The 25,039-nt window shown below is 60.3% G+C and carries 23 protein-coding genes; 7 read left to right on the top strand and 16 right to left on the bottom strand.

Annotated features, from left to right (window positions below):
- Positions 1–74 precede the first annotated feature (74 nt).
- From AB7M25_RS03330 to coq7, 4 genes are all read left to right on the top strand, one after another.
- On the top strand, positions 75–1,040 hold the full coding sequence (locus AB7M25_RS03330) for a DUF805 domain-containing protein (RefSeq protein ID WP_454236975.1): 966 nt from the start codon (positions 75–77) through the stop codon (positions 1,038–1,040).
- 61 nt (positions 1,041–1,101) lie between these two features.
- On the top strand, positions 1,102–1,890 hold the full coding sequence (locus AB7M25_RS03325; protein ID WP_429386711.1) for an SDR family NAD(P)-dependent oxidoreductase: 789 nt from the start codon (positions 1,102–1,104) through the stop codon (positions 1,888–1,890).
- A gap of 81 nt (positions 1,891–1,971) precedes the next feature.
- Complete coding sequence (locus tag AB7M25_RS03320) at positions 1,972–2,310, top strand: histidine triad nucleotide-binding protein (RefSeq protein WP_007980184.1); 339 nt, start codon at positions 1,972–1,974, stop codon at positions 2,308–2,310.
- A 227-nt stretch (positions 2,311–2,537) separates the two neighbouring features.
- A complete protein-coding gene (gene coq7, locus AB7M25_RS03315) occupies positions 2,538–3,185 on the top strand; it encodes a 2-polyprenyl-3-methyl-6-methoxy-1,4-benzoquinone monooxygenase (protein WP_116582236.1) in 648 nt (215 codons plus the stop codon).
- Positions 3,186–3,301: 116 nt separating this feature from the next.
- Here the strand turns inward: coq7 and speD are convergent, their stop codons facing one another.
- The gene (speD, locus tag AB7M25_RS03310) at positions 3,302–4,093 is read right to left on the bottom strand and encodes an adenosylmethionine decarboxylase (protein WP_007980189.1); all 792 of its coding nucleotides are present in this window, start codon (positions 4,091–4,093) and stop codon (positions 3,302–3,304) included.
- A gap of 239 nt (positions 4,094–4,332) precedes the next feature.
- Positions 4,333–4,755 (bottom strand): OsmC family protein, encoded by a 423-nt coding sequence (locus AB7M25_RS03305; protein ID WP_429386710.1) that lies wholly within the window; start codon positions 4,753–4,755, stop codon positions 4,333–4,335.
- 224 nt (positions 4,756–4,979) lie between these two features.
- Here AB7M25_RS03305 and crp point away from each other — a divergent pair, with 224 nt between their 5' ends.
- Positions 4,980–5,624: a cAMP-activated global transcriptional regulator CRP gene (gene crp, locus AB7M25_RS03300; protein ID WP_104449986.1), complete on the top strand. Its 645-nt coding sequence runs from the start codon at positions 4,980–4,982 to the stop codon at positions 5,622–5,624.
- Between the two features lie 10 nt (positions 5,625–5,634).
- On the opposite strand, the gene AB7M25_RS03295 is transcribed toward crp, so the two are convergent.
- The 4 genes from AB7M25_RS03295 to AB7M25_RS03280 form a co-directional block, all read right to left on the bottom strand.
- On the bottom strand, positions 5,635–6,336 hold the full coding sequence (locus tag AB7M25_RS03295; protein WP_429560403.1) for a lipoate--protein ligase family protein: 702 nt from the start codon (positions 6,334–6,336) through the stop codon (positions 5,635–5,637).
- A 99-nt stretch (positions 6,337–6,435) separates the two neighbouring features.
- On the bottom strand, positions 6,436–7,272 hold the full coding sequence (trpC, locus tag AB7M25_RS03290) for an indole-3-glycerol phosphate synthase TrpC (RefSeq protein WP_429386704.1): 837 nt from the start codon (positions 7,270–7,272) through the stop codon (positions 6,436–6,438).
- Positions 7,269–8,318 (bottom strand): anthranilate phosphoribosyltransferase, encoded by a 1,050-nt coding sequence (gene trpD / locus AB7M25_RS03285; RefSeq protein ID WP_104449989.1) that lies wholly within the window; start codon positions 8,316–8,318, stop codon positions 7,269–7,271. Before trpD ends, trpC begins: the two co-directional genes overlap by 4 nt.
- Positions 8,319–8,327: 9 nt before the next feature.
- Positions 8,328–8,921: an aminodeoxychorismate/anthranilate synthase component II gene (locus AB7M25_RS03280; RefSeq protein ID WP_007980194.1), complete on the bottom strand. Its 594-nt coding sequence runs from the start codon at positions 8,919–8,921 to the stop codon at positions 8,328–8,330.
- Between the two features lie 408 nt (positions 8,922–9,329).
- Here AB7M25_RS03280 and estP point away from each other — a divergent pair, with 408 nt between their 5' ends.
- Entirely contained in the window at positions 9,330–11,240 is a 1,911-nt protein-coding gene (estP, locus tag AB7M25_RS03275; RefSeq protein WP_454236974.1) for an esterase EstP, read from the top strand.
- 170 nt (positions 11,241–11,410) lie between these two features.
- Here the strand turns inward: estP and trpE are convergent, their stop codons facing one another.
- From trpE to AB7M25_RS03225, 10 genes are all read right to left on the bottom strand, one after another.
- Entirely contained in the window at positions 11,411–12,892 is a 1,482-nt protein-coding gene (trpE, locus tag AB7M25_RS03270) for an anthranilate synthase component I (RefSeq protein ID WP_095964072.1), read from the bottom strand.
- Between the two features lie 69 nt (positions 12,893–12,961).
- Entirely contained in the window at positions 12,962–13,780 is an 819-nt protein-coding gene (locus tag AB7M25_RS03265; RefSeq protein WP_429386697.1) for a phosphoglycolate phosphatase, read from the bottom strand.
- Positions 13,777–14,451: a ribulose-phosphate 3-epimerase gene (rpe, locus tag AB7M25_RS03260; RefSeq protein ID WP_007980198.1), complete on the bottom strand. Its 675-nt coding sequence runs from the start codon at positions 14,449–14,451 to the stop codon at positions 13,777–13,779. The genes AB7M25_RS03265 and rpe overlap by 4 nt, the downstream gene beginning before the upstream one ends.
- A gap of 115 nt (positions 14,452–14,566) precedes the next feature.
- A complete protein-coding gene (locus AB7M25_RS03255; RefSeq protein WP_454236973.1) occupies positions 14,567–15,715 on the bottom strand; it encodes an iron-containing alcohol dehydrogenase in 1,149 nt (382 codons plus the stop codon).
- 224 nt (positions 15,716–15,939) lie between these two features.
- Positions 15,940–16,764: an ABC transporter permease gene (locus AB7M25_RS03250; RefSeq protein ID WP_007980200.1), complete on the bottom strand. Its 825-nt coding sequence runs from the start codon at positions 16,762–16,764 to the stop codon at positions 15,940–15,942.
- Between the two features lie 12 nt (positions 16,765–16,776).
- On the bottom strand, positions 16,777–18,024 hold the full coding sequence (locus tag AB7M25_RS03245) for an ABC transporter permease (RefSeq protein WP_108216892.1): 1,248 nt from the start codon (positions 18,022–18,024) through the stop codon (positions 16,777–16,779).
- Positions 18,025–18,204: 180 nt separating this feature from the next.
- Complete coding sequence (locus AB7M25_RS03240; RefSeq protein WP_056726652.1) at positions 18,205–19,248, bottom strand: ABC transporter substrate-binding protein; 1,044 nt, start codon at positions 19,246–19,248, stop codon at positions 18,205–18,207.
- A 48-nt stretch (positions 19,249–19,296) separates the two neighbouring features.
- Positions 19,297–20,421 carry an ABC transporter ATP-binding protein gene (locus AB7M25_RS03235; protein WP_015097056.1) on the bottom strand — a complete coding sequence of 375 codons (1,125 nt, stop codon included), beginning with the start codon at positions 20,419–20,421 and terminating at the stop codon, positions 19,297–19,299.
- A 321-nt stretch (positions 20,422–20,742) separates the two neighbouring features.
- A complete protein-coding gene (locus AB7M25_RS03230) occupies positions 20,743–21,396 on the bottom strand; it encodes a response regulator (RefSeq protein WP_007993216.1) in 654 nt (217 codons plus the stop codon).
- A gap of 102 nt (positions 21,397–21,498) precedes the next feature.
- Entirely contained in the window at positions 21,499–23,895 is a 2,397-nt protein-coding gene (locus AB7M25_RS03225) for a PAS domain-containing sensor histidine kinase (RefSeq protein WP_454236972.1), read from the bottom strand.
- Positions 23,896–23,968: 73 nt separating this feature from the next.
- Between AB7M25_RS03225 and AB7M25_RS03220 the strand changes: the two genes are divergently transcribed.
- The gene (locus AB7M25_RS03220) at positions 23,969–24,958 is read left to right on the top strand and encodes an alpha/beta hydrolase family protein (protein WP_429517734.1); all 990 of its coding nucleotides are present in this window, start codon (positions 23,969–23,971) and stop codon (positions 24,956–24,958) included.
- The last annotated feature ends 81 nt before the right edge of the window (positions 24,959–25,039 follow it).

Raw genomic sequence — 25,039 nt, 5'->3', positions numbered from 1 at the left:
CCGCCCGGCTGGCCTTACACTCACCCGGGCACAACCTTCTTCTTTCAACCTCTCGCGACAAGGATGCCTCGCACATGGGCGAAAATCGTTTCAAGATCATCTTTGAAGGTGCCTTGCTGCCCGGTGTCGACATCACCACGGCAAAGCTCAATCTCGCCGATTTGTTCAAAAGCGATGTCACGGCCATCGAGCGCTTGTTCACCGGGCGCCCGGTAGCGCTCAAACGCAACCTGACGCAGGCCGATGCCCAGACCTATCTCCAGGCGCTGAGCAAGACCGGTATCGACGCGCGCATCGAAGCCGAAACACCGATCGAGTTGAACCTCGCCGACGTACATGACCATACCCCGGCCAGCAGCCAGGCGGCCTTGGCAGAACCGCAGTCTCCTTACGCTCCGCCTCGCGCGCCCGTCGGCGAAGCCGTGGCGGAATTCGCCACGCTCAAGCCATTCAGTTTCGATGGCCGTATCGGTCGCTTGCGTTACCTCGCCTGGACGCTGGTGCTGACACTGGTGCTCTCGGCTGTTTGCGGGGTGTTTGCATTGGTCGCTCTGGCCCTCATCGGTGCGGATTCAACCGCCGGCCTGATCCTGGGCGGCTTGCTGGCCCTGATCCTGTTTGTCGGATTTGCCTTCGTCAGTATCCAGATCACCGTTCAACGATTGCATGATGTCGGCTGGTCCGGCTGGCTATGGCTGCTGAACCTGGTGCCGTTTGTGGGTACGTTCTTTCCGTTCATGACCATGGTTGTACCGGGCAACGAACTGACCAACCGCTACGGTCCACCGCCTCCGCCGAACAGTACCGCGGTTAAAGTATTGTCTTCGCTGTGGCTGGTCGTCATCGCACTGATCCTGGTCGGCTCACTGGCCGGTGGTCTCTCGGCGATACAGGAAGAATACGAAAACGCCGCCCAGAGCAGCTACGACAGCAGTTCGGTCACCACCGATGAAATCGACGTCGAGGTCGAACCGGTGCCAAATTCCGCCGACGATGCAGCCGAAGAGGCCCAGCCCCCTGTAGACTCTGCGAAAGAATGAACAGCGCTCCTGGCCCGTGACACCTGCGTCGCGGCGCGGAGCTGTTGCGATGGAGAACTGCATGACCCGTTACGCTCTGATCACTGGCGCCTCCAGCGGCATCGGCCTGGCAATGGCCGAAGCGCTGGCCCGGCGCGGCCGCAGCCTGATTCTGGTGGCCCGACAACGTGATCAGCTGGAAAGCATTGCGATTGAATTGACCCAAAGGTTCGGCGTGGAAGTGCTGTTCCGTGCCTGTGACCTGGGCGAACCGTTGCGCCTGTCCGGATTCCTGCTGGAGCTGGAAGAAGGCGACCGGCAGATCGATCTGTTGGTCAATTGCGCCGGTATCGGTACCTGCGGCCCGTTTCTGGCCCAGGACTGGATGACCGAGCAAGACCTGATCGAAGTGAACATCCTCGCCCTCACCCGCCTGTGCCATGCCATCGGCAACAGCATGGCCCTGCAAGGTGGCGGACAGATTCTGAATGTGGCCTCGGTGGCAGCGTTTCAACCGGGACCGTGGATGAGCACCTATTACGCCAGCAAGGCGTATGTGCTGCACTTTTCCGAGGGATTGCGCGTCGAGCTGAAAAAGTGCGCGATCAAGGTTTCGGTGCTCTGCCCCGGGCCGACCCGCACAGCGTTCTTCCGTACCGCGCAGCTCAACAACGACAAACTGACCAACAGCAAACTGTTGATGAGCCCCGAGGAAGTGGCGCTCTACACCGTACGCGCACTGGAAAAGAACCAAGCGATCATTATTCCGGGGCGGCGCAACCGCTGGTTCGCCTTCCTGCCAAGGCTCGGCTCACGCTGGCTGACGCGCACAATCGCCGGCATGGTCAACAAGGCCTATTGCCCGCGCTGATCCCCATTCAAGGTAAAAGGCTGGGCGCTGGCATACGCCATGAGTACACTCAGGCCAGCCCAAACAACGGAGAAAACAGCTGTGGATACTCTGTTCACCAAGATCATCAACCGGGAAATCCCGGCGAAGATCATTTACGAGGACGACCAGGTACTGGCCTTCCACGACATTTCCCCACAGGCGCCGGTACATTTCCTGGTGATCCCGAAGAAGCCGGTTCGCACCCTGAACGATCTGACAGAGGACGACAAGGCACTGGCCGGACACATTCTGTTCACCGCCCAGCGCCTGGCCCTGGAACTGGGCTGCGAAAAAGGCTTCCGTGTCGTCATGAACTGCAATGAAGAAGGCGGGCAAACCGTCTACCACATTCATATGCACGTACTGGGTCAGCGCCAGATGCACTGGCCGCCGGGCTGATTACTGTCTCCCCCCCTGTGGGAGCGGGCTTGCTCGCGAAGACGGAGTATCAGCCAGCATAAATGCTGAATGTCAGACCCTCTTCGCGAGCAAGTCGGATCGCCGCACCGCCGCTCCCACAAAAGGCATCACAACACTGTCACAGCCTCTGCATCACAATGACCCAGCGCAAACCTTCCCCGGCCGATTGGGTTAAACTGGCCACCGAAATTCCCCCGGAGGTCAGCATGACTACCCAACGTCACTACTCGCCCATTGACCGCCTTCTGCTGCAAGCCGATGCCGCGATGCGCACTCTGCTGCCCTTCAGCGGCCAGCCATACCGTCCGTCGCCAGCCATCGTGCAGCCCGATGCAAAAATGAGCGACGAAGACACGCGCCACGTTGCCGGCCTGATGCGCATCAACCATACCGGCGAAGTCTGCGCCCAGGCGCTGTATCAGGGGCAGGCGCTGACCGCCAGGCTGCCGCAGGTGCGTGCCGCCATGGAACATGCCGCCGAAGAAGAAATCGATCATCTGGTCTGGTGCGAACAACGCCTCCATCAACTGGGCAGCCACACCAGCATCCTCAATCCGCTGTTTTATGGTATGTCGTTCGGAATTGGCGCTGTGGCCGGCCTGATCAGCGACAAAGTCAGCCTGGGCTTCGTCGCGGCAACGGAAGACCAGGTGTGCAAACACCTGAACGAACACCTGGAGCAATTGCCGGCCGAGGATGAAAAATCCCGGGCGATTCTTGAGCAGATGCGTATCGATGAAGAACAGCATGCCGAAAGCGCGCTGGAGGCTGGCGGGTTCCGCTTTCCGGCGCCGGTGAAGTTCGGGATGAGCCTGATGGCCAAGGTGATGACCAAGAGTACTTATCGGATCTGATATCCCGGTCGCCTGTGAGGGCCTCTTCGCGGGCAAGCCCGCTCCCACAGGGGCGCGTTTCGGCAATAAAAAAGGCGACTGCCGTGAGGTAGTCGCCTTTTTTGTGTTCGAGAGCCTTACGCCATGTTGCGCGCGTAGAAGATTTCGAGCATTTCGTGTTTCACCCGCTCGGTCACCTGGGCACGTTGCTCAGAGGACAGGTTGCTGGTGGCGTCACCGAACAGGTAGTTATCCAGTTCGAAGTTCTTCAGCAGCATTTTGGTGTGGAACAGGTTTTCCTGGTACACGTTCACGTCGGTCATCTGGTACGCGTCGCGAGTGTCATCGGAGAGGTAGTTCTGGATCGAGTTGATCTCGTGGTCGATGAAGTGCTTTTTGCCTTCAACGTCACGGGTGAAGCCGCGCACACGGTAGTCCACGGTCACGATGTCCGAATCGAACTGGTGAATCAGGAAGTTGAGCGCTTTAAGCGGTGAAATGACCCCGCAAGTCGACACGTCGATGTCCACACGGAAGGTTGCAATACCGCTGACCGGATGAATTTCCGGGTAGGTGTGCACCGTGATGTGGCTCTTGTCGAGGTGGGCCAGAATGATTTCGGGCAGCGGGCCCGGGGACTCTTCGATCTGACTGTCGGTCGGGGTTACCGGCTCTTCGGAGATCAGGATCGTGACGCTGGCGCCCTGCGGCTCATAGTCCTGACTGGCAATGTTCAGGATGTTGGCACCAATGATATCGACAACTTCCGTGAGGATCTGCGTCAGGCGTTTCGCGTTGTACTCTTTATTGATGTACTCGACGTATGCCTGCTGGTCTTGCGGGGTTTCCGCGTAGCAGATGTCATAGATGTTGAAGCTCAAGGTCTTTGTCAGGTTATTGAACCCGTGGAGCTTGAGTTTGCTTTTCACCGTTAAAAACTCTCTATGTGTTTGCGGCGCGGCCGCGTGATCAAGCATGCCCGTCAGATGCGAACAACGCACCTGCGTAGGACGGTTAACACCTCTTCGCGATGGCGATTTTGGTTGTCTGTTCGGGTACGAGGCCTGTCGGCTGACGGGCCACTACCCTGAAAAAAGTGGCGCATTATGCAGACGTCAGCTTGTGTTCGCCAGAGTCTGCACTGCTTTTATGATAGTTGAATGTCGATTCAACCGAGCTCGATGATCTCGTAGTCGTGGCTAATTGCCACGCCAGCCGCGCCGAGCATGATCGAGGCCGAGCAATACTTCTCGGCAGACAATTCGATGGCGCGCTTGACCTGGGCTTCTTTCAGCCCGCGGCCCTTGACCACGAAGTGCATGTGGATCTTGGTGAAAACCTTTGGATCTTCGGTCGCACGCTCGGCTTCAAGGAAAGCCTCACAGCTTTCGACCGCCTGGCGGGACTTCTTGAGGATGCTGACCACATCGAAATTGCTGCAACCGCCGACACCCAGCAGCAGCATTTCCATCGGCCGGACACCCAGGTTACGTCCGCCGGCATCGGGCGGACCGTCCATGACCACGACATGACCGCTACCGGATTCGCCGAGGAACATGGCTTCGCCAGCCCATTGGATGCGTGCCTTCATCGCCAAGACTCCACTGTATAAAAAAGGGTCGCCAGCTTAGCACAGCCCCCGAGATTGGCAGCGCCCGCCGTCCTAGGACATATCCCACTGCCTTGTAGGTAAATGCTCGAATATTTCAGGAAGTGTCTGGTAAGCTGACGCCAATTCAATGGCGCATGGCCAGCTTTGCTCCAGCGTTCGCTATTTATAAAAACCACACCGTGCAGTCTTTTCGGGATACAACCATGGTTGCTATTGCCCCCAACCCCAAGCTCAAGAACCTCGACAAGCTGTTGATGCATTGCCAGCGCCGCCGCTATCAGGCCAAGAGCAACATCATTTGTGCCGGTGACCGCTCGGAAACGCTGTTCTTCATCATCAAAGGCTCAGTCACCATCCTGATCGAGGATGACGACGGGCGGGAAATGATCATTTCCTATCTGAACGCCGGGGACTTTTTCGGTGAGTTGGGCCTGTTTGAGCAAGCCGGCCTGGAGCAGGAGCGCAGTGCCTGGGTGCGGGCCAAGGTCGAATGCGAAGTCGCGGAAATCAGCTACGCAAAATTCCGCGAGTTGTCCCAGCAGGACCCGGACATTCTTTACGTCCTCAGCGGACAAATCGCACAGCGCCTGCGCAACACCACGCGCAAGGTCGGTGACCTGGCATTTTTTGACGTGACCGGCCGCGTTGCCCGCTGCCTGCTGGAGCTGTGCAAACAGCCAGACGCCATGACTCACCCCGATGGCATGCAAATCAAGGTGACCCGTCAGGAAATCGGGCGGATCGTCGGTTGTTCCCGGGAGATGGTCGGTCGCGTGCTCAAGGATCTGGAAGAACGCAACCTGGTGGACGTCAAAGGCAAGACCATGGTGGTCTTCGGCACGCGCTAAACTCGAAAACCTAGCCGCTGAACATCTGTGCCAGCATCAACCGATAGAGTTCGTCGAGGCGCGCCAGTGCATCGGGTGCCGCGAACTTCTCATGCAATGCGAGGTGGCTTTCGGCGCGTACCCGTTGCTCCAGACCACAGGCCTCGTTGAAGCGATTGACCGCGGCGACCATTGACACCCGGTCGTTATCAATCAGCATCGCACCGTGCACCAGGCCCACCGGACGCTGACCACCCTGGCTCTGGCGCCAGCGCTGGGCGGTGCCAACCATTTTGCGCCCGTCAAGGTTGACGTTGAAGCGGCCATCGCAGAACGCACCGTCGATTTCGCCAAGGGACGACGAGCCCCCCAATTCATCCAGCAACTGGCAGATAGGGTCGCAGAGGCGCCGGTAACCGGTTTCGATGCGGTTCAAATCACCTTCGCTGCGCGGTGGTGCGTAAACCAGAGCGATATTGATCGTGGTGGCGGATTGTGGAACCGGTTCGCCGCCGGTATCGCGCAGCAGCACCGGCCAACCTGCTGCCGCCGACACTTCACAGGCAGCCTCGAAACCCGGCAAGCGATTCAAGCGGCGCGGCATGACCAAGGCCTGATCACTTGGCTGCCAGAACAACAGGCCGAACTCCGCGTCACCGGCACACACCGAGGCCAACAGATCTTGTTCGGCTTGCAGGCCGGCTTCGATGGTCAGGGAGGTTGGCAGCGACATGGAAGGCTCCGACAGACCTGAGGTCTCTAGGGGATTTGCGGGCCTCTTCGCAGGCAAGCCCGCTCCCACAGTGGAAGCGGTTTGCCTGTGAAGATGTGTTTAGTCGAGGGTCGAGCCGCTGACTGGAACGCCGCGCTCGGGGAAGAACAATCGCTGCAACTCGGTACCCGGGCTTTCGGCGCGCATGAATGCTTCGCCGACCAGGAACGCGTAGACGTCGCTGATTTCCATCAGTTCGACATCGGCGCGGTTGAGAATGCCGCTCTCGGTGATGACCAGACGATCACGCGGAATACGCGGCAACAGGTCAAGGGTGGTTTCCAGGCTGACATCGAAGGTGTGCAGGTTGCGGTTGTTAACGCCAACCAGCGGAGTGTCGAGGGTTTTCAGGGCCCGCTCCAACTCGTCGCCGTCGTGGACTTCCACCAGCACGTCGAGGTTGACGCTTTTGGCCACGGCCGCCAGTTCAGCCATTTTCACGTCATCCAGCGCGGACACGATCAACAGCACGCAATCGGCACCCAGGGCACGCGCTTCGACGATCTGGTAGGGGTCGATCATGAAGTCCTTGCGGATCACCGGCAGCTGGCACGCCGCGCGGGCCTGCTGCAGGTACGCATCGGCGCCCTGGAAGTAGTCGATGTCGGTGAGTACCGACAGGCAGGTCGCACCGCCCTTCTCGTAGCTTCTGGCGATATCGGCGGGAACGAAGTTCTCGCGGATCACGCCTTTGCTCGGCGAAGCCTTCTTGATTTCAGCAATGACTGCCGGTTGCTTCAGCTTGGCCTGAGCCAGCAATGCCTTGGCAAAACCACGAGGTGCATCGGCCGTCCTGGCCAGGTTTTCCAGCTCGGCGAGGCTGACGCGAGCGCTGCGCTCGGCCACTTCCTCAACTTTGCGCGCCAGAATCTTTTCCAGTACCGTCGGTACACTCATCCTTCATTCTCCACTTTGAATACCGCGGTAAATGCACCCAATTCCTCTAGCTTTTCTCGAGCGAGGCCGGTGTGCAGCGCATCGTGCGCAAGTGCAACTCCCTCTTTCAAACTGCTGGCATGGTCGGCCGCATACAGGGCGGCACCGGCATTGAGCATGATCATTTCGGCCGCTTTCTGACCGTTCTCGGTCTTGCGCTTGCCCAGGGCATCGCGAATCAGCTCCAGGGACGCCGCCGGGCTTTCCACGGCCAGACCATGCAGGCTCTGGCTCTTCATGCCCAGGTCTTCCGGTTCGACCCAATACTCGGTGATCTGGCCATCCTTCAGCTCAGCGACAAACGTCGGTGCAGCCAGGCTGAATTCGTCCAGGCCATCCTTCGAATGCACCACCAGCACATGCTTGCTGCCCAGACGCTGCAACACTTCCGCCAGCGGCCGGCACAAGGCCTGGGTGAATACGCCTACCACCTGATGCTTCACACCGGCCGGATTCGTAAGCGGGCCGAGCATGTTGAACAATGTGCGCAAGCCCAGTTCACGACGCGGGCTGGCGGCGTATTTCATCGCAGAGTGATGAGTCTGGGCAAACATGAAACCAATACCAACGTTGTCAATGCAGCGCGCCACTTGCACCGGCGTCAGGTTCAGGTAGATGCCGGCCGCCTCCAGCAGATCGGCGCTGCCGCTCTTGCCCGATACCGCACGGTTGCCGTGTTTGGCTACCGTACAGCCGGCCGCCGCAACCACAAAAGCGGAAGCGGTCGACACGTTGAAGATATTGGCGCCGTCGCCGCCGGTGCCCACCACATCGACTACACCGTCGAGGGTCTTGAGTTCGACCTTGTCCGCCAGTTCGCGCATCACCGACACCGCGCCGACGATTTCGTCGATGCTTTCGCTCTTCATGCGCATGGCCATCATGAACGCACCAATCTGTGCGTCCGTGCATTGACCGGTCATGATTTCGCGCATCACATCGCGCATTTCATCGGTGCTGAGGTCGAGGTGATCGACGACACGGCTCAGGGCTGTCTTGATATTCATGATAAGTCCTTAGCGCGTGCCGCCGGTTTGTTTGAGGAAGTTGGCGAACAGTTCGTGGCCCTGCTCGGTGAGGATCGATTCAGGGTGGAATTGCACGCCCTCGATGTTCAGGGTCTTGTGACGCAGGCCCATGATCTCGTCGACCGAGCCGTCTTCAAGCTGCGTCCACGCCGTCAGCTCCAGGCAATCGGGCAGGGTTTCGCGCTTGACGATCAATGAATGATAGCGGGTCACCGTCAGCGGACGGTTCAGGCCTGCGAATACCCCCTTGTCCTCGTGAAATACCGGACTAGTCTTACCGTGCATCACTTGACGGGCGCGCACCACATCACCGCCAAAGGCCTGGCCGATGGATTGGTGACCCAGGCAGACGCCAAGAATCGGCAGTTTGCCGGCGAAATGCTTGATCGCTTCAATCGAGATGCCGGCTTCGGTCGGGGTGCAAGGACCGGGGGACACAACGATGCGCTCAGGATTGAGGGCTTCGATTTCAGCGATGGTCAGTTCATCGTTGCGCACGACTTTGACCTGGGAGCCGAGCTCGCCCAGGTACTGCACAACGTTGTAGGTAAAGGAGTCGTAGTTATCGATCATCAGCAACATGGCGTTAAGAACCTCTTGAATTCACTGACTTTAAAGATGGCCTTCGAATGATTGACCCGCAGAGCGCTGCGCTTTGTCAGGTGCTGGAGTAGCGCCAGCAAAGCGGCATTTCAAACAGGTAAAGAAGGCGAAGCGGTACAGGTCCGGCGAAGCCGGCAAAAGAATTCAGGCGCGCCAACGCCAGCGGGCGTGTGCCTTGATGACTTGATCCAGGAGTTTACTGATGATCAACACGGGGAAGGTCTCGTTCGTACGTCCCGGCACAGTATCGTAGCTGGGCAGAGCGTGCAATATCGCCGGGGGTACTGCCCGCGAAACTATCAAAGGCTTCGCGACAGATGGCAAAAGGCCGAAAGTTTTTGGTACTGTCGTTTCGTTCACTACAACAATAAATAAACGGACTTGCTCATGATCAAACAGTCGTTGTTTGTACCGCTCGCAGGATGCTTGCTCGCGATGGCATGCGCCCAGGCGAACGCCGCATCTAATCCTTATACAAATTTCGTGGTTTTCGGGGACAGCCTCAACGACGCCGGGACCTTTGCCGACACCGGCGGGCCTGCCGGGGCGACGCAGCGCTTTACCAACCGGACGGGGCCGGTATATCTGGATGGCAGCGGCGAAGTCCGCTCGCTCAACTCCACGCAGATACTGGGTGGGAAACTGGGGTTCTCGGCGGACCAGACCGCATCATCCAATTCGGCCGTGCGCGCCAGCAACGGCCAGCCCGATGGCAACAACTGGGCCGTCGGCGGTTACCGCACGGATCAGATCCTGGATTCGATCACCAGCGTTTCCGCCACCGGCGAACGCACCCGCGCCGGCTACCTGCCGTCGAACAACTTCCGTGCCGACCCGAACGCACTGTATTACCTGTCGGGTGGCGGTAACGACTTCCTGCAAGGTCGCGTCACCAGCCTGCCCCAGGCCAGTGCCGCCGCCGACCGACTGGCCGACAGCGTGCAGACGCTGCAAACCGCCGGCGCCAAATACGTCATGGTCTGGTTGCTGCCCGATATCGGCTTTACCCCGGCGTTCAACGGCACTCCGCTGCAAGCGTTCACGTCCCAACTCAGCGCCCAGTTCAATACTGAGCTGGTGAGCCGACTGCAGAACATCAATGCCGAAGTCATCCCGCTCAACATTCCGGTACTGCTCAAAGAGACGTTTGCCAACCCGGCGCAGTTTGGCCTGGCCACCGACCAGAACCTCATCGCCACCTGCTTCAGCGGCAACGGGTGTACCGAGAATGCCCGTTTCGGCATCAACAGCGCCACACCTGATCCGACCAAGCTGATCTTTAACGACTCCGTGCACCCCACAGAAGCCGGGCAGCGTCTGATTGCCGACTACGCGTACTCCCTGTTGGCAGCACCGTGGGAGCTGACATTACTGCCGGAAATGGCCCAGGGCACCGTGCGCGCGCATCAGGATGAATTGCGCAACCAGTGGCTGGCCGATTGGCAAAACTGGCAGGGCGTCGGCCAATGGCGAGCCATTGTTTCTGGCGGCGGACAGCATCAGGACTTTGACAGTCAGGACAGCGCGGTCAGTGCCGACGGCAACGGAGCCAACCTGAACATCGGTGGCAGCTACCGCATCGACGATGCTTGGCGCGTTGGCCTGGCGGCGGGTTTCTATAACCAGAAACTCGAAGCCGGCAGCAACGATTCCGACTACAAGCTCAACACTTACCTGGGCACGGCATTCGCCCAATACCAGCAAAACCGTGTCTGGGCTGACGTGGCGCTGACGGCCGGCCATCTGGATTACGACAGCCTCAAGCGCAAGTTCCAGTTGGGTGCCAACGAACGCAGTGAAAAAGGCGATACCAGCGGCTACATCGAAGCCTTCAGCGCTCGCCTGGGTTACGACATTGCACAACAAGCCAGCAGCCCCTGGCACGTGTCGCCGTTTATCAGCGCTGATTTCTCCAAGGCGAAAGTCGACGGCTACTCGGAGGACGGCAACGATTCCACGGCGCTGACCTTTGCCGATCAGGAAGTGATTTCCCGACGCCTGGGTGCTGGCCTGCAGGGCAAATACCAGATCACCCCGCAAACCCAGGTGTTCGGCGAGGCGGCAATCGAACGTGAGTACAACGACGATACCCAGGACGTGGGCATCAACCTCAACAGCTTGCCGAACAACCAGTTCACGCTGGAAGGCTACACCCCGCAAAGCCACTTGCAGCGCGTTAACCTGGGGGTGAGCCACAACCTCACCCGCGACCTGGCATTGCGCGCCAGCTACAACATTCGCAGGGACGACGACTTCACCCAACAAGGCATCAACGTAGGTGTTGCTCTGGACTTCTGATGTACAGGCAATAAAAAACGCGGCGCCCTTGCAGGCGCCGCGTTTTTTTATTGCTGGTGTACCCCCTGTAGGAGCGAGCTTGCTCGCGATTGCGGTGGGTCAGACAACATCAATGTGGCAGTGCTGACCCCATCGCGAGCAAGCTCGCTCCTACAGGGTTTTGCGTGAGCTCAGGTGTTCGGGGTTTGTTCGGCCAAGGCAACGGCGCGGAACATTGCGCGGCGCTTGTTCAGGGTTTCTTCCCATTCCAATGCCGGCACCGAGTCGGCGACGATGCCGCCACCGGCCTGCACGTGCAGCTCGCCGTTCTTGATCACCGCCGTGCGGATCGCAATGGCGGTGTCCATGTTGCCGTTCCAGGCGAAGTAACCGACCGCACCGCCGTAGACGCCACGCTTGACCGGCTCCAGTTCGTCGATGATTTCCATCGCGCGAATCTTAGGTGCGCCAGACAAGGTGCCCGCCGGCAGAATTGCGCGCAGTGCGTCCATTGCCGTCAGCCCGGCCTTTAGTTGCCCGGTGACGTTGGACACGATGTGCATCACGTTGGAGTAACGCTCGATGACCATTTTCTCGGTGAGTTTCACCGAGCCGATTTCCGAGACGCGACCGGTGTCGTTGCGACCGAGGTCGATCAGCATCAAGTGTTCGGCGATTTCCTTGTCGTCCGACAGCAGGTCTTTTTCCAGCGCCAGGTCAGCTTCTTCATTGGCCCCGCGTGGGCGGGTGCCGGCAATCGGGCGCACGGTAATCAGGTTGTCTTCGACCCGCACCAGCACTTCCGGCGAACTGCCGACGACGTGGAAGTCGCCAAAGTTGAAGAAGTACATATAAGGCGTCGGGTTGAAGCAGCGCAGCGCGCGGTACAGATCGATAGGCGCGGCCTTGAAGTCGATCGACATGCGCTGGGACGGCACGACCTGCATGCAGTCACCGGCCAGGATGTATTCCTTGATGGTATCGACTGCTTTTTCGTAATCGTCCTGGGTGAAGCTGGAGCGGAATACCGGGTCAGCCGATTGTTGCTGGCTGAAGTCCAGGCCGCGGCGCGGGGTGATCGGCTGGCGCAGTTTTTCCAGCAGCTCTTCCAGGCGCGCGCGGCCTTGCTCGAAGGCATCTTCCTGCGCCGGGTCGGCCAACACGATGGCGTGCATCTTGCCGGCCAGGTTGTCGAACACCACGACGGCGTCGGAGACCATCAGCAGAATGTCCGGCACGCCCAGCGGATCCGGGTTCGGGCACTTGCCCAGACGCTTCTCCACATAACGCACGCAGTCATAACCGAAGTAGCCCACCAGGCCGCCGTTGAAACGCGGCAGGCCGGCGATGGTCGGCACGTTGTAGCGGGCCTTGAAGGTTTCGACGAAGGCCAGCGGGTCTTCCACGTCGTGGCTTTCGGTCTCGACGCCGTCGACGGTCACGCTGACGTGATGATCGTGAACCCGTAGCACGGTGCGGCACGGCAGGCCGATGATCGAGTAACGGCCCCACTTCTCGCCGCCCTGTACGGACTCCAGCAAGTAGGAATTGGGCTCGTCGGCCAGTTTCAGGTAGATCGACAGCGGCGTGTCGAAGTCGGCCAGGGTTTCGCAGGCAAGCGGAATGCGGTTGTAGCCGGCAGCGGCCAAACGCAGGAATTCTTCGCGGATCATGAGGTGCCTCGTGGCTTGAGGGTCGAACAGTCAGGTATGCAAACGCGCCGGAAACCGGCCAGGATCAAGTCAGGCGCGCCAACGCCAGCGGGCCAGGGCCTTGATGACTTTCATCCAGAGTTTGCGAGTGACCACCACGATGGCGTTTCCAGAAGGGGGTTTGACAGCGTCGGCCAACGTTATCTCAGCGGCCGGATCCAGGCAACCGGGAATTAGTTTGCGCAGGTCGTCGATCACCAGCGCCGGCGATTCTTCGGCGATCGGCCGCCCGTGGTTATAGCCGTAGCTCAGGGCCACACACTTGACCCCCGCCGCTTTCGCCGCCAGCACATCGCTGCGTGAATCGCCGACGAACAACGACTGCGAAGCCGGAATGTTGGCCATTTTCATCACGAAAAACAGCGCGGCCGGATCGGGTTTTTTCTGTGGCAGGGTGTCGCCGCCGATGATCCAGCGGAAATAACGGCCGATCTTCATCTGATCCAGCAGCGGCGCGACGAAACGCTCCGGCTTGTTGGTGATCAGCGCCATCTCGACACCCTGCTTTTGCAGCCATTTGAGGGTATCGCGCACCCCGGGGTAAACCACCGTCAGCTCATGGCTCTCGCCATAGGCCTGCATGAAATACTCCAGCGCCCGTTCGGCCTCGGCGTTATCGACCGACGAATGATCGATGCCGCCGGCCAGCGCACGACGCACCAGTACCGGCGCGCCATTGCCGACCCATTCGCGCACTGCTTCCAGGCCGGCGGGTTGGCGACCGAGATTGAGCAGCATCTTGTCCACAGCCACTGCCAGGTCCGGGACCGAATCGATCAACGTGCCGTCCAGATCGAACATCACCAGCCGTGGCAGTTGCCCCGGGAACAGCTGCTCAAAGCCACTCATGGGCGAGCCAGCGCCAGTTCGGAGCGCATCTTGTCGATGACTTCCTGATAGTTCGGCGCATTGAAGATGGCCGAGCCGGCGACGAAGGTGTCAGCACCGGCCGCAGCGATTTCGCGAATGTTGTTGACGTTCACGCCGCCGTCGATTTCCAGGCGAATGTCACGGCCCGAAGCATCGATCAAGGCCCGCGCTTCACGCAGTTTGTCGAGGGTACCGGGGATGAACTTCTGCCCGCCGAAGCCCGGGTTGACGCTCATCAGCAGGATCATGTCGACCTTGTCCATCACGTACTTGAGCACGTCCAGCGGGGTCGCCGGGTTGAACACCAGGCCCGACTTGCAGCCGCCTTCGCGGATCAGTTGCAGGGAGCGGTCGACGTGCTGGGTGGCTTCCGGGTGGAAGGTGATGTAGGTCGCACCGGCTTCGATGAAATCGCCGACGATGCGGTCCACCGGGCTGACCATCAGGTGCGCGTCGATTGGCGCGGTCACGCCGTATTTGCGCAGTGCCGAGCAGACCATCGGGCCGATGGTCAGGTTCGGTACGTAGTGGTTGTCCATGACATCGAAGTGCACGAAGTCGGCGCCGGCGGCCAGGACGTTGTCCACTTCTTCACCCAGGCGGGCGAAGTCGGCGGAGAGAATCGACGGAGCAATTACGAAGGGCTGCATGACGCACCTTTTCTGAGCAGAATCACGATGGCGCGCATTGTATACCTCATGCTTTGACGCGCGCACCGTGAGCGCGATGATTGGACCTTGCCATCATCCATCAACGGCAGAGCCTCTAGTACGCCGCTCGATAGATCTTCTCGATATCGACGGCACTCAACTTGCGCGGGTTATTGCGCATCAGGCGCTCGATCCCCGCCGCTTCCACGGCCATGGACGCGATGGCGTCCTCGGGTACACCGAAACTGCGCAGGCCCTGGGGAATTTCCACGGCGGCACACAGCTCGGTCATGGCTTGCACGGCTTTGTCAGCCGCTTCGTTGACACTCAGATGAGCGGTCTTCACGCCCATGGCCTCGGCGATATCCTGCATCCGTTCGATGCAGGCCATCTTGTTCCAGGTCATGACATAGGGCAGTAGCAGGGCATTACTCACGCCATGGGCAATGTTGAAACGTCCGCCCAGCGGATACGCCAGCGCATGCACCGCGCCGACCCCGGCATTGCCGAACGCCATGCCGGCCATCAGGCTGGCGGTGGCCATGTCTTCCCGGGCTTGCAGGTTCGACGGGTTGGCATAGGCCTTGGGCAAGGCCTTGGCGATCAACTTGATGGCGCCAATGGCCAGGGCATCGGTAATCGGCGAGGCATTGACCGACAGATAGGATTCGATGGCATGCACCAGCGCATCGACGCCGCTGGCCGCCGTGACGCTGCGCGGACAGGTGAGGGTCATTTGCGGACTGACCAGCGCCACGTCCGGCAATAGGTAGTCGCTGACGATGCCCTTTTTCAGTTGCGCGACCTTGTCGGAAAGGATGGCGACGTTGGTCACTTCCGAACCGGTGCCGGCCGTGGTCGGGATGGCGATCAATGGCGGGCCTTTGCGCGGGACCTGATCGATTCCGAACAGATCCTCCAGCGCACCGTGGTATCCGGCATAGGCCGCCACGCTCTTGGCAATGTCGATGGCACTGCCGCCGCCTAGGCCGATCAGGCCGTCATGCCCGCCCTCGCGATACACCTGCATGCAATCTTCGACGATGGCGATTTCCGGGTCCGGCAGTACCCGGTCGAAAATCTCGTAGCTGCGTTCGCCCAACTGCGCCAGCGCCAGCTCTACCGTGCCGGACTTGACCAGAGCGGCATCGGTGATGATCAGCGGATTATCAATGTCCAGACGCGCCAGCTCGGCGGACAGCTGCTCGATGGCACCTGCGCCGGTGATCAGTTTGTGAGCGATCTTGAAAGAGGAAAGACTCATGTGCGCAGCCTCTTATAGGTAGGGGAGCTGGGCACAATAGTAGCTGGGGATTGGGGTTTGTCTGCCATTCGGGTCGTGAATGACCGAACGGTCTCTGGAGAACCCATGTAGGAGCGAGCTTGCTCGCGATGGACTTGAAAACGCCGCTGGGTGTCAGGCTTCCAGCGTTATCGTTGACGACCATCGCGAGCAGGCTCGCTCCTACAGGTGATCGGGGCGTGGCTTCAGACCTGCGCAGTACGCAGTTTCTCGCTACGCCCACGCAGCCATTCCAGGGTCAGCAACAGGATCACCGAGAAGGCAATCAGCAGCGTCGCGGCGGCGGCGATGGTCGGGCTGAGGTTTTCGCGGATACCGCTGAACATCTGCCGTGGCAGGGTCGCTTGTTCAGGGCCGGCGAGGAACAGCGTCACCACCACCTCATCGAACGACGTCGCGAAAGCGAACAGCGCCCCGGAGATCACGCCCGGCGCGATCAGCGGCAAGGTCACCCGGCGGAACGTGGTCAGCGGCGAAGCGCCCAGGCTCGCAGCAGCCCGCACCAGATTGTGGTTGAACCCCTGCAAGGTCGCCGACACGGTAATGATCACAAACGGCACACCCAACACCGCATGCACCACGATCAGCGAGAAGAAGCTGTTACCCAGCCCCAGCGGAGCGAAGAACAGGTAACTGGCCACACCGATGATCACCACTGGCACCACCATCGGCGAAATCACCAGCGCCATCACCAGCGCCTTGCCGGGGAAGTCGCCACGGGTCAGGCCTATGGCCGCCAGCGTACCGAAGACCATGGCCAGCACCGTGGCCGCCGGAGCGACGATGATGCTGTTCTTCAGGGCGCGCATCCACTCCGCCGAGGCGAAGAAATCGTGATACCACTGCAGCGAGAACCCTTGCAGCGGGTACACCAGGAAACTGCCGGAGTTGAACGACAGCGGAATGATCACCAGCACGGGCAGGATCAGGAACAACAGAATCAAGCCGCAGAGAATCCGCAAGCTGTAGAACCACACCCGTTCGATGGGCGACATGTAAGGACTCAGCATTTCGTTCTCCCCTTAGCTCAGGCGCAGGCGGCTCGCGCCCACCAGCCAGCTGTAAATCAGATAAAGCACGACCGTTGCGAGCAACAGCAGCCCACCGAGTGCGGTCGCCATGCCCCAGTTGATGCTGGTGTTGGTGTAGAAGGCGACGAAGTAGCTGACCATCTGATCGTTCGGGCTGCCCAGCAATGCCGGGGTGATGTAGTAGCCGATGGCGAGGATGAACACCAACAGGCAACCGGCGCCGACACCGGCATAGGTCTGCGGGAAGTACACCCGCCAGAAACTGGCGAACGGATGGCAGCCGAGGGAAATCGCGGCGCGCATGTAAGTCGGCGAGATGCCTTTCATCACGCTGTAGATCGGCAGGATCATGAACGGCAGCAGGATGTGCACCATGGAGATGTAGACACCGACGCGGTTGAACACCAGTTCGATCGGCTTGTCGATGATGCCCATGGCCATCAGCCCGCTGTTGATCAGGCCGCCCGACTGCAGCAACACGATCCACGCCGCGACTCGTACCAGGATCGAGGTCCAGAACGGCAACAGCACCAGAATCATCAGCAGGTTGCTCTGGCGCGACGGCAGGTTGGCCAGCAGGTAAGCCAGTGGATACGCCAGCACCAGGCAGATCACGGTGATGATCAGGCCCATCCAGAAGGTGCGGGCGAAGATGTCGAGGTAGATCGCCTGGTCCGGGGTGGCCGGGGCGATTTCGCCGAGGTCGTCGATGCGATGATCGACAGCCGCCAGCAGGTAATACGGGGTGATGCTGCTGGTGTTGCGGCGCACCGCTTGCCAGTAGGCCGGGTCGCCCCAGCGCTCATCGAGACCTTCCAGCGCTTCTTTATAAGAGGCCGGCTCGGTGGCGAGCGGCAAGGCGCGGGCAGTTTTGGTCAGCAGGCTGCGGTAGCCGGCCAGCTCCATGTTCAGGCGCTTGGACAGATCGCCCAGGGTCTGATTCTTGCGGGCGTCGGCGAGGTCTTCGGCCGCCGCTTTGTAAACCGGTTCAGCGGGTAGGCCACGGCCGTCCCAGCTGGCGATGGCGGTCACGGTGCGCGGCATGCCGCCGACCACTTCCGGGTTGCCAACGCTTTTGTAGAGCAGCGCCACGATCGGCACCAGGAACACCAGCAACAGAAACAGCACCAGCGGCGCGATCAACGCCTGGGCCTTCCAGCGGTTGACCCGCTCGGCGTGCTTGAGCCGCTGCTTCAAGGTGGGGCTGGTGCCCTCGTTCAGGGGAACGGCGATAGCCATGACGTACTCCGGGAATCTTTGATCGTTACAGAGATGGAAATACCACCTCGATCGTTATTGTGGGAGCGGGCTTGCTCGCGAAGGCGTCAGCACATTCAGCATCGCTGTTGACTGACACTCCGTCTTCGCGAGCAAGCCCGCTCCCACAGGTGGGGCAAGCCCACCATCACAAGGTTCTGCTTACTTCGCCGCCCAGGCGTTGAAGCGCTGTTCCAGTTGCTCGCCGTTGTCAGCCCAGAAGCTGACATCGATCTGCACCTGGTTGGCGATATTTTCCGGAGTGGTCGGCATGTCCTTCAGGACATCCTTGGCCAGCAATGGCACGGCTTGGGTGTTGGCCGGGCCGTAGGCGATGTTTTCCGAATAGGTCTTCTGCTGCTGTGGCATCACCGAGAAGGCGATGAACTTCTTCGCCGCTTCAGCACGCTTGGCATCCAGACCTTTTGGAATGGCCCATGCGTCGAAGTCGTAGATGCCACCGTTCCACACGACTTTCAGGTTGCTTTCTTTCTGCACGGCAGCGATCCGGCCGTTGTAGGCCGAGCTCATGACCACGTCACCGGAAGCGAGGTATTGCGGCGGTTGTGCACCGGCTTCCCACCACTGGATGTTCGGCTTGAGTTCATCGAGCTTCTTGAACGCGCGGTCCTGACCGTCTTTGCCGGCCAGCACCTTGTAGACGTCTTTCGGCGCAACGCCGTCGGCCATCAGTGCGAATTCCAGGGTGTACTTGGCGCCTTTACGCAGACCACGCTTGCCCGGGAACTGCTTGGTGTCCCAGAAATCCACCCAGCTGGTCGGTGCGGTTTTCAGCTTGTCGGCGTTGTAGGCCAGCACGGTCGACCACACGAAGAAACCCACGCCGCACGGCTGGATGGCGCCCTTGACGTAGTCTTCGGTCTTGCCGAACAACTTCGGATCAAGCTGTTCGAACATGTCTTCGTCGCAACCACGGGACAGTTCCGGCGACTCAACCTCTACCAGATCCCAGGACACGCTCTTGGTGTCGACCATGGCCTTGACCTTGGCCATTTCGCCGTTGTACTCGCCGGCCACGATCTTGCCGTTGCCTGCCGCTTCCCACGGTGCATAGAAGGCTTTGACCTGAGCCGCCTTGTTCGCCCCGCCAAAGGACACCACGGTCAGGTCAGGGCCGGCCGCCATTGCGTGTGCCGCGCCCATCATGCCCAGTGCCAAAGCGGTGAATTTCAGGGATCTCAACATTTATTGTTCTCTCCACGTGCAGGGTTGGTGTTGGTATTGCGGGGGCGATCAGTTCGCCTCTAGAAGGGGGTCGAGTGCACGAACGTGTTCGACCTGCCAGCCAAGCGGTACCACGTCGCCGACGGCGAGCGCTGGATCAAGCTCGGCAATCGGTTGTTTCACGAAGAAGTCGGTCTTGCCGCAGACTTCCATGCGCACCCGGACGTGGTCGCCCAGATAGATGAATTCCTCGACCCGCCCGGAGAAGCGGTTGACGCATTGGTCGCTGGAGCCGTTGAGGCTCACTCGCTCCGGACGAATGGACAGGGTCACCGGCTCACCGGTCTGGCCAACGTTGACCGCCAGGGCTTCCACCTTCTCACCGCGCCCGAGTTCCACAATGCAACGGTCGCCGGTTTGGCTGTGCAGGCGGCCATTGAGACGGTTGTTCTCGCCGATGAAGTTGGCGACGAAGGTGTTTTTCGGCTCTTCGTAGAGGGTGCGCGGCGGCGCGATCTGCTGGATTTCGCCCTGATGGAACACCGCCACACGGTCGGACATGGTCAAGGCTTCGCCCTGATCGTGGGTCACATAGACCACGGTGACGCCCAGGCGCTGGTGCAGGTGCTTGATTTCCATCTGCATGTGTTCACGCAGTTGTTTGTCGAGTGCGCCGAGGGGTTCGTCCATCAGCACCAGTTGCGGTTCGAACACCAGCGCCCGGGCCAATGCCACACGCTGTTGCTGACCACCGGAGAGCTGCGCCGGGTAACGCTGGGCAAAGCTGTCGAGCTGGACCATGCTCAGCACGCGCTTGACCCGGGCACTGACGTCGCTCTTGTTCATGCCGCGCACGGTCAGCGGGAACGCCAGGTTCTCGGCCACCGTCATGTGCGGGAACAAGGCATAGTTCTGAAACACCATGCCGATGTCGCGCTTGTGCGGTGGCACGTTGTTGATGGCACGCCCGGCCAACAGGATTTCGCCCGCGGTCGGCGTTTCGAAACCGGCGAGCATCATCAGGCTGGTGGTCTTGCCGGAGCCGGACGGTCCGAGCAACGTGAGGAATTCGCCTTTGCGAATGTCCAGGTTGAGGTCTTTGACGATCAGGTTCTCGCCGTCGTAGCTCTTCTGCACTCCACGAAAGCTGACCAGAACATCATTGGCCCCTGCGCTTGAATCGACCTGGCTCATACCCACACCTTTGTTATTGATGACTGCTGTGGGGTTAAGCCTAGTGGACGCTGGGGACCACGCAAATCGGGGGGCAAGAGAGATTCGCCTCAGCCGGATGGAAGGTTGGGGGTAGGGATTGCCCTACAAGGATGGCGCGTTTTGGTAAACGCAGTGACCAGCGGTCAGCTGCAGGCCACCAGCAAAGGCAAAAGCGGATTTGAAGGATGTCGTAAATGGACATGGCGTCGCGCTATCCCTGTAGGAGCCAGCTTGCTGGCGATAGCGATTTCAAGGGCGCCATCGCCGGCAAGCCGGCTCCTACAGGGGGAGTCGATTAAATCAGAGCAGTTTGTGCTCCATCGCGTACTTCACCAATTCCGCCAGCGAGGTGATGTTGAGCTTCTGCATCAGCCGCGCCTTATGGGTGCTGATGGTCTTGCTGCTCAGTGCCAGTTGCTGGGCAATGTCGTTGACGTTCGCGCCCTGAGCCAGGCGTTCGAACACGGAAAACTCGCGCTCGGAGAGCAACGAATGCAATGGCCTCGAGTCGGTCAGGCCGACCTCAAAGACCATGCGGTCGGCCAGTTCCGGGTCAATATAACGCCCGCCTGACGCCACTTTGCGAATGGCCGTCAGCAACAGTGCCGGATCGCTGTCCTTGGTTGCATAACCGGCCGCCCCGACCTTCAGCGCCCGGGCGGCCATTTGCGCTTCATCGTGCATCGACAACACCAGGATCGCCGGCGGGTTGTTCAGGGCGCGAATCCGCGGAATGGCTTCCAGGCCATTGACGCCCGGCATGGAAATGTCCAGCAACACCACTTCGCAGGGCACATGACGCAAGGTGTCGAGCAACTGCTCGCCATTGCTCGCCTCCCCCACCACCAGCAAGTCCTTGGCCAGGCCAATCAACTGCTTGATGCCTTCGCGGACAATGGTGTGGTCTTCGGCTACCAGTACACGGATCACGTTCTTCTCCAGATTCAAGATCATTCGCGAGCAAGCCCGCTCCCACATTGGATTTTGTGACCACCCTAGATCCACTGTGGGAGCGGGCTTGCCCGCGAAGGCGTCAGTACAGACAACATTAAATAATCAGGCCCCATCCAGTGGAACGCGCACACTCAGCGTCGTACCCTCACCCGGCTCACTCTCAAGGGATAACTCACCCCCCATGATCAACACCCGCTCACGCATTCCGACGATCCCGAAGGACGTTGGCCTGCCAGGCGCAGCAACAAATCCTACGCCATCATCGGCGACCGTCAGACACAACTCGTCGCCCTCCAGCGCCAGTGTCAGTTCAACAGTATGCGCCTGGGCATGGCGCATGACATTGGTCAGTGCTTCCTGAAGGATCCGGAACAGGCCGATGGCCTTGGCATCGCTGAGCACCGGCAGATTGTCCGGCACCTGCACCAGACACGGAATCTGCGTACGCGCCTCGAATCGACGGGCCTGCCATTCGATGGCCGAGGCAATGCCGGCATCGAGAATCGGCGGGCGCAACGCAGTCGCCACGTCGCGAACCAACTGAAAGAGCTGAGCGATCAGGCGTTTCATGCTGCCCAGGCGCTCGTTAAGGCCCGGATCAAGTTGCGCGTAAGCCAGTTCGCACATGGAGGTTTCCAGCTTGAGCACGGTCAGCATCTGCCCCAGTTCATCGTGAACTTCCCGGGCGATGCGCGCTTTTTCTTCTTCGCGCACACTCTCCAGGTGCGCGGACAACTCACGCAGTTGTTCCCGGGAGCTGGCCAGCTCAAGCTCGATGCGCTTGCTCTCGCTGATGTCCCAGACGATACCGTCCCAGACATAGGCGCCGTCTTCCAGTCGGCGGGTGATGGCCTTGATTTCCGCCCAGCGCTGCTCGCCCTGACGCGTGAGGATTCGCCCTTGCCACGACCAGTCGCTGTCGGTATCCAGCGCATGGTCCTGGGTCTGGTGATAGCTGGCCTTGTCATCCGGGTGCACCAGACTGCGCAGGCCTTTGTCACGATGCGCCAGCGTGGCCGGTGAATAACCCACCAGGCTTTCGCTGCCTTCGCTGATGTAGGCAAAGTCGATCTGGCCGGTCACCGGTGCCCGCTCCAGGCGGAAAACCAGCCCCGGAACGTTGGCGGCGATGCCTTGCAGCCGCGCCTCGCTTTCCTGCAAGGCCGCCAGGGCGCGGCGCCGCTCGGTGACGTCGTTGAGGTAAACCACCAGGTATTCACCATCGCGAAAACGCAGAAAACTCAACGAAACATCGGCCGGCAGGATGCTGCCGTCGGCGCGCACGCAGTTGGTTTCGAAACTTTGCGGGCCCTCTTCACTGGCCCGGGCGCGCTTCCACAGATTAAGCCAACGATCCATGTGCAGGCCGGGTTCGAAATCGATCAAGGGCCGATCGATGATCGCGCCAGATGAATAGCCGAGCATGCTTTCCGCTGCACGATTGGCGTAGCGCACGTGGCTGTCCCAGTTGACCCAGAGGATGCCGACGGTGCTTTGATCGATGGAAAACTGGGTGAGTCGCAGCGCCTCTTCGCTGGCGGCACGCAAGGCAATGTCTTCCTGCGCAGCCATCAGGCGTTGTTCCAGGCTGTGCTGCTGGCGACGCTGCCAGAACACGATGGCCACGCAACTCAACGCCAGCACGGCCAGCAACAGGCAGAGGTTTTGCCAGAACCCCGGCGACTCGGTGAGGCGTGGATACTTGGGCTGCAGCCATTGATTGTGCAGTTGCTCCAGATCCTTGGCCGGAATCGCCCGCAATGCGCTTTCGACAATACCCGCCAGTTCCGGTTTGTCGCGACGCGTGGCTACCCGCAACAGCTGCGGCAGGCCGACATCCCCGACTACCACCAACCCGGCAAACTCCGGCTCGATGGACAGGCGCCCCAATTGCGCTTCATCGACCACCGCATAAGCCGCCTGCTGGCCCGTCACTAACTGCAATGCCTGGCGCTCCATCGGGACGCCCTGCAGATTCAGGTGTGGATAGTTGCCGTGCAGGTAATCGGCGATGGCGCTGGGCATGCGCACCGCGACGCGGGTCTGGCTGTCGAGCTTTTCCAGTTCGATCGCGCCAGCGCTTTTCTGGTCGCTGACCACCAGTTGCGGCACCCGCATGTAGGGGTCGGAGAATTGCCAGAGGCGCAGCCCGCCAGGTGTCTGGGTCAATCCCGGGGCGATGTCGATTTCGCCTTCGCGTGCAGCAGCTTCCAGTTGTTCAAGGTCGGAAAAGTTGCGCCAGCTCAACTCGACGTTGAGGGTCTTTGCCAGCCGCTTCATCAAGTCGACATTCACCCCGGACAGGCGCTGCAAGCGGCGATCGTATTGCGCATAGGGTGCCTGCAACACCAGTCCGACCCGCAACTCGCTCTGCTGCGTCAGCCAGTGCTGTTGTTTCGGGGTCAGTTGGGCAACGTGCGCCGGGGGCGCGGCTGTCGCCCAACCCATCAAGGGAAACCACAAACAGCCGATAACCCACAGGCAGCGAAAACGCATCATTGAACTCTCACACACTGACAAATACTGACCAACCCATTAGGCTGCCGGAACAACTTCTGGCCTGGAATATCCAATGCCCCCTGTCTACCGCCTGGCACTGCCAGCATTGTGCCTGTCGCTGATCCTGCCTTGCGTTTTTTCCGTCGAGGCGGCCGAACCGGCGCCTGTCGCAGCAGAAAAGGCCGCTGAAGAAAAACCACTCGAACGTCTGCCCCTGCCTGAGCGCAGTCAGGAAGAAGCGACTGCACTCGAGCGAAAAATCCCGACTCAGGAACAGCAACAACTGCAAGCGGGCACCGACACTTTTCTGGCCTTGTGGAAACCGGCCAATACTGCCGAACCCAAAGGCGCGGTGATTATCATCCCGGGCGCCGGCGAAACCGTTGACTGGCCGCAAGCGGTCGGTCCTTTGCGGCGCAAATTGCCGGACGCCGAGTGGAGCAGCCTGAGTATCACCTTGCCGGACCTGCAAAGCGATGCCATTGCGCCACGAATCGTGGAGGCAGGGCCGGCGCCCAAAGCCCCCGAAGCCGGCAGCAAGGACTCGACCACCGCGGCCCCGATCGAACAGGTGGTCGGTGGTGAGGCCGATGTGGCCGACAAGGCCATCGCTGACACCACCGAAGAACAATCCAGGACAGATGTCGAGCGCATCTTCGGCCGGATCGACGCCGCGATTGCGTTTGCCGAACAACAAAGCGCCCGCAGCATCGTGGTGCTGGGGCATGGCACAGGCGCCTACTGGGCGGCGCGCTACCTGAGCGAGAAGCAGCCATCGCAAGTCGAGAAACTGGTCATGGTCGCCACTCGCACACCGGTGGCAGCGAAGCCCGAGCTGGCGGAACTGGCCCCGACCCTGAAACTGCCGACCGCCGATATTTACTACAAAGACAAAGCGCTGGACCGCAACGCCGCACTGGAACGCCTGCAGGCCAGCAAACGCTTGAAGACCTCGACATTCAGCCAGGTCGCACTCAAGGCCTTGCCCGATAGCAAGGCCGAACAGGAGCAATTGTTCCGACGGGTGCGGGGCTGGTTGAACCCGCAGCCTGCGACAGACTGAAAGACCGTGTCGCCTTCATCGCGGGCAAGTCACGCTCCCACAGGTTTTATGCCGATCACAAAATTGCGCACGACATCAAAC

Source organism: Pseudomonas sp. AP3_22 TE3818, from assembly GCF_053628995.1.
The sequence above is the reverse complement of the archived record's forward strand: the minus strand, read 5'-3'. Positions and strand labels throughout refer to the sequence as shown.

Coding starts and splice junctions, on each gene's coding strand:
- AB7M25_RS03250 (WP_007980200.1), bottom strand. CDS start 16,764: ATGCTGAGTCCTTACATGTCGCCCATCGAACGGGTGTGGTTCTACAGC.
- AB7M25_RS03280 (WP_007980194.1), bottom strand. CDS start 8,921: ATGTTGCTGATGATCGATAACTACGACTCCTTTACCTACAACGTTGTG.
- AB7M25_RS03245 (WP_108216892.1), bottom strand. CDS start 18,024: ATGGCTATCGCCGTTCCCCTGAACGAGGGCACCAGCCCCACCTTGAAG.
- crp (WP_104449986.1), top strand. CDS start 4,980: ATGGTTGCTATTGCCCCCAACCCCAAGCTCAAGAACCTCGACAAGCTG.
- estP (WP_454236974.1), top strand. CDS start 9,330: ATGATCAAACAGTCGTTGTTTGTACCGCTCGCAGGATGCTTGCTCGCG.
- AB7M25_RS03330 (WP_454236975.1), top strand. CDS start 75: ATGGGCGAAAATCGTTTCAAGATCATCTTTGAAGGTGCCTTGCTGCCC.
- AB7M25_RS03235 (WP_015097056.1), bottom strand. CDS start 20,421: ATGAGCCAGGTCGATTCAAGCGCAGGGGCCAATGATGTTCTGGTCAGC.
- coq7 (WP_116582236.1), top strand. CDS start 2,538: ATGACTACCCAACGTCACTACTCGCCCATTGACCGCCTTCTGCTGCAA.
- trpD (WP_104449989.1), bottom strand. CDS start 8,318: ATGAATATCAAGACAGCCCTGAGCCGTGTCGTCGATCACCTCGACCTC.
- AB7M25_RS03240 (WP_056726652.1), bottom strand. CDS start 19,248: ATGTTGAGATCCCTGAAATTCACCGCTTTGGCACTGGGCATGATGGGC.
- AB7M25_RS03325 (WP_429386711.1), top strand. CDS start 1,102: ATGACCCGTTACGCTCTGATCACTGGCGCCTCCAGCGGCATCGGCCTG.
- trpC (WP_429386704.1), bottom strand. CDS start 7,272: ATGAGTGTACCGACGGTACTGGAAAAGATTCTGGCGCGCAAAGTTGAG.
- AB7M25_RS03230 (WP_007993216.1), bottom strand. CDS start 21,396: ATGATCTTGAATCTGGAGAAGAACGTGATCCGTGTACTGGTAGCCGAA.
- AB7M25_RS03295 (WP_429560403.1), bottom strand. CDS start 6,336: ATGTCGCTGCCAACCTCCCTGACCATCGAAGCCGGCCTGCAAGCCGAA.
- rpe (WP_007980198.1), bottom strand. CDS start 14,451: ATGCAGCCCTTCGTAATTGCTCCGTCGATTCTCTCCGCCGACTTCGCC.
- AB7M25_RS03255 (WP_454236973.1), bottom strand. CDS start 15,715: ATGAGTCTTTCCTCTTTCAAGATCGCTCACAAACTGATCACCGGCGCA.
- AB7M25_RS03265 (WP_429386697.1), bottom strand. CDS start 13,780: ATGAGTGGCTTTGAGCAGCTGTTCCCGGGGCAACTGCCACGGCTGGTG.
- AB7M25_RS03220 (WP_429517734.1), top strand. CDS start 23,969: ATGCCCCCTGTCTACCGCCTGGCACTGCCAGCATTGTGCCTGTCGCTG.
- AB7M25_RS03305 (WP_429386710.1), bottom strand. CDS start 4,755: ATGAAGGCACGCATCCAATGGGCTGGCGAAGCCATGTTCCTCGGCGAA.
- trpE (WP_095964072.1), bottom strand. CDS start 12,892: ATGATCCGCGAAGAATTCCTGCGTTTGGCCGCTGCCGGCTACAACCGC.
- AB7M25_RS03225 (WP_454236972.1), bottom strand. CDS start 23,895: ATGATGCGTTTTCGCTGCCTGTGGGTTATCGGCTGTTTGTGGTTTCCC.